2 protein-coding genes and 1 pseudogene are annotated in these 4,124 nt (G+C 72.4%); all 3 read left to right on the plus strand.

Annotation, left to right across the window (positions count from 1 at the left end):
* The first annotated feature begins 118 nt into the window (after positions 1-118).
* Entirely contained in the window at positions 119-1,099 is a 981-nt protein-coding gene (locus tag G6045_RS39585; RefSeq protein ID WP_165337087.1) for a hypothetical protein, read from the plus strand.
* A 40-nt stretch (positions 1,100-1,139) separates the two neighbouring features.
* On the plus strand, positions 1,140-2,966 hold the full coding sequence (locus tag G6045_RS39590; protein WP_165337088.1) for an HSP90 family protein: 1,827 nt from the start codon (positions 1,140-1,142) through the stop codon (positions 2,964-2,966).
* Between the two features lie 2 nt (positions 2,967-2,968).
* A pseudogene (locus G6045_RS39595) lies at positions 2,969-4,124 on the plus strand (hypothetical protein); the annotation flags it as partial.

Consider the following 4,124-nt stretch of genomic DNA (forward strand, 5'->3'; position numbering starts at 1 on the left):
GGCCCGGTTTCGGGCCGGCCCCACCCTGTGTCGGTTCCGTGAGAACCCCGTGGACGCGGTGTCGTAGGCCCCGCTTATGCTGCGCGGACGATCACGCAGCACCTGGGGAGGGCGCGGCATGCTGGGGAAGCTGTTCGGCAGGGGTGGGGAAGACCCGGCGGGGGATCCGCACGTCCTTGCACCCCGCAAGGGCAAGCACGGGGTGTACACGCTGCGGGCGCTCGGCGACCCGCGGGTGCTCGCCGCCGTGGAGGCCGCCGACGCGGGGGACTGGACCGCGGTGAAGACGGCTCTCGCGCCGTTCGACCTCGGCCGTGACCAGGCGGTGCTCGGTCAGCTGACCGGGATCGACGGCCTGGAGGAGTGGATCGTCCGGGCCGCCGACGAGGACGAGGAGCACCGGGCGACCGCGCTGCTGATCTCCGGTGCACACCACGTCGGCTGGGGCTGGGAGGCACGCACCTCCGCCCTGGCCAAGAACGTCACGCGCGAGCAGTGGCAGATCTTCTACGAGCGGCTGCGGATCGCCGAGGAGCACCTCCTCCAGGCAGCGGAACTCCGGCCCGACTGGATCACGCCATGGCGCCATCTGCTCACCTCGGGCCGCGGCATGTCCGTCGACGACAGCGTCAAGGAGGCCCGCCTCGCGGCCGGTGTGCGCCGCGATCCGCTGAACCTGGACATCCACCTGGAGTGGGTCTCGCAGCTGCAGCCCCGCTGGGGCGGCGAGCCGGGACAGGCCCTGGAGTTCGCCCGCAAGGCCTTCGCCGCCGCGCCCGACGGGCACCGGCTCGGTTGTGCCGTCGCCATGGCGTACGTCGAGCAGTGGGTGGAGTCGGACGACACCGACTGCCTCCAGGACCCCAGGATCCGCACCGAGTTGAGGGAAGCGGCCGAGCGCAGCGTCCTGCACCACGCGTACGAGCGCCGCCCCGGCTGGCAGGGCGACTACAACATCTTCGCCATGGCCCTCTCCCTTGCCGGCAGCAGCAAGGCCTCGAACGTCTTCCGCGAGCTGGACGGTGTGTTCACCGAGTGGCCGTGGACCTTCATGGCGGACCCGCAGAAGGCGTACGCGCGCTTCCGCAAGGCCTTCTGACCTCCTGCCCCCGCCCACCACTCCCACCCCGGACTGCCCCATGACTCTGCCCGAACACACCGCGTCCGACCGCACCTTCCAGGTCGATCTGCGCGGCCTCGTCGACCTCCTCTCCCACCACCTCTACTCCAGCCCCCGGGTCTACCTGCGCGAGCTCATGCAGAACGCGGTGGACGCCCTGACCGCCCGCCGCAGCCTGGAGTCCCAGGGCGGTTTCGGCATCCGGCTGTACGCGGACGGCGGCGTCGTCCGCGTCGAGGACGACGGTGTCGGTCTCACCGAGGCCGATGTGCACACCTTCCTCGCCACCATCGGCCGCTCCAGCAAGCGCGCCGACAAGATCGCCGAGCAACGGGCCGACTTCATCGGCCAGTTCGGCATCGGTCTGCTCTCCTGCTTCCTCGTCGCGGACGAGATCCACGTGGTCAGCCGCAGTGCCCGCACCCCCGACGCCCCGGCCGTCGAATGGCGCGGCCGCGGCGACGGCAGCTACACCGTGCGTACGCTCCCGGCCTCGGCCCGCCCGCAGCCGGGCACCACCGTGACGCTCACGCCCCGCGCCGACGCGGCCGAATGGACCCGCCCGGCCCAAGTGCACGCCCTGGCACGGCACTTCGGCTCACTCCTTCGCCACCCGGTGACCTTCGACGACGGTGCGGGCGGTCCCGCCGTACCCGTCAACCCGGAGCCCGCACCCTGGTCCCTGACGCACCCGACGCCCGGTGCACGCAACCGCGCCCTGGCCGCGTACGGCGAAGAGGTCTTCGGCTTCAAGCCGCTCGACACCATCGAACTCGACCTGCCCGCCGTCGGGTTGAAGGGCATCGCCTGCATCCTGCCGGACGCCGTGCCGAGCGGCCGCCGCCACGGCCACCGCGTGCACGTCAAGGGCATGCTCCTGTCCGAACAGGCCCCGGAGATCCTCCCCGACTGGGCCTTCTTCGTCCGCTGCGTCGTCGACGCGGAGAGCCTGCGCCCGACGGCCTCGCGCGAGTCCCTGTACGAGGACGACACCCTCGCCGCCGTACGCGACGCGCTCGCCGAACGCCTTCGCGAGTGGATCGCCAAGGCCGCCGCCAGCGACCCCGACCTGCTCGCCCGCTTCCTCCAGGTCCACCATCTGGCCGTGAAGTCCCTCGCCGTGCACGACGACGAGATCCTGCGGATGCTCCTTCCCTGGCTGCCGTTCGAGACCACCGACGGGCACGCCACGCTCGACGAGTTCGCCCGCACCCACCGCACGGTGCTCGTCACCGCCAGCGTGGAGGAGTTCCGTCAGGTCGCCGCGATCGCCTCGGCGGCCGGGCTCGGTGTCGTCAACGGCGGCTACACGTACGACCGCGAGCTCGTCCACCGGCTGCCCGAGATCCGGCCCGAGGTGAGCGTCGCCGACCTCGATCCGGAGACGCTCACCGCGCACCTCGACCCCGTGGACCGCGAGACCGAACTCGCCGCCGCGGCCTATCTCGCGCGTGCCCGCGACGCCCTCGCCGTCTTCGACTGCGATGTCGCCCTGCGCACCTTCCAGCCCGCGTCCGCCCCGGCCCTGCTCATCGACAGCCGCGACGCCCGGCACGAACGCACGCGCTCCCAGCTCGCCCGCGAGCAGGAAGGCGGCCTGTGGGGCGACATCCTCGGCTCCCTGCGCCAGGAGGTGCCGCGGGCCCAGCTGATCCTCAACCAGCTCAACCCCCTGGTCCGCACCGCCGTGACCATCGAGGAGCCCGAGCTCGCCCGCACCAGCGCCGAAGCCCTCTACGGGCAGGCCGCGATGCTGTCGCGACGGCCGCTGCGGCCCGCCGAATCGAGCCTCATCAACCGCTCCTTCCTCGACCTGCTCGCCCACGCCCTCCGCAAGGACAGCTGACGATGCCGACCGCACCCCTTCCGCAGAACACCGACGAGCTCTACGAGGCGCTGCGCGACAACGACCAGCGCCCCTACGGCCGCACGCGCACCGTCACGGCCGAGGAACTCGTGGACGCGGCCGAGCAGTTCGACGATCCCGCCGCGCTCGCCGACGCGCTGCTCGAACTCCAGGAGGCGTACACCTACGGCTCCGAACCCCGTAAGTCCCCGGTCGTCTTCGCCCGGCTGCTCAACCTGTACGACGAGCAGCCGGACGTCTTCGACGAGCGCCGGCGCCACCAGCTCTTCTGGCGCTTCAAGTGGGTGGCGAACGCCCTGCTCTCGCTGCCCGAGGTACCGCTCGCCACCCTGCGCCAGTGGCTGGCCGAGATGCGCGACCGGTACACCAAGGCCGGTCTCGACCTGCAGCCGTATTACGGGCAGGCGTACCAGCTCGCCGCCCACGTAGGCGAGGACACCGCCCTCGCCTACGAGTTGTGGGCGGCCCGCGCCCGCAGCCGGTACAGCGACTGCGAGGCGTGCGAGATCTGCGAACGCGCCCGCCACCACCTCGCGGCGGGCGACGACCAGGGCGCCCTGCGGGTCTGGGAGCCGGTGCTCACCGGCAAGGACTCCTGCCAGGAGGAGCCGGCCCGCTCCATCTCGTACGCCCTGCTCGCCCTGCTCCGCACCGGCCAGGCCGACCGGGCCCGTGAGCTGCACCTCGCCGGTTACCGTGCCTGCCGCCGCAACCCCTCGACGGCCGGCGAGGTCGGCCGGCATCTGGAGTTCTGCGCGCTGACGGGGAACGAGGCGCGCGGTCTCGAACTGCTCGCCGAGAACCGGAGCCTGTTCGAGGAGGTGGACTCGCCGGCCGACCTGCTCTCCTTCCTCACCGGCGTGGAAGTCCTGCTCCGGCGCGTGGAGTTCCTCGGCCACGGCGAGCTCGCCGCCGCCGGATACGCGGGCCGCACCTGGACGGTCACCGGACTGCGCGCCGAGGTGGGCCGCCGCGCCGACGAGCTCGCCGGACGCTTCGACGCCCGCAACGGCACCGCCGCCGTCGGCGAGCGCCGCCGCGCCCGCCTGGACCGCGCGCCGCTGCTCGACGCCCTCGAACTGACCCTGCGGCCGCGGGTGCTCGACGACCTGGCGGTCTCTGCCTCTGCCTCCGCCC

The organism is Streptomyces mesophilus, assembly GCF_011044995.1.
Classification (GTDB): Bacteria; Actinomycetota; Actinomycetes; order Streptomycetales; family Streptomycetaceae; genus Streptomyces; species Streptomyces mesophilus.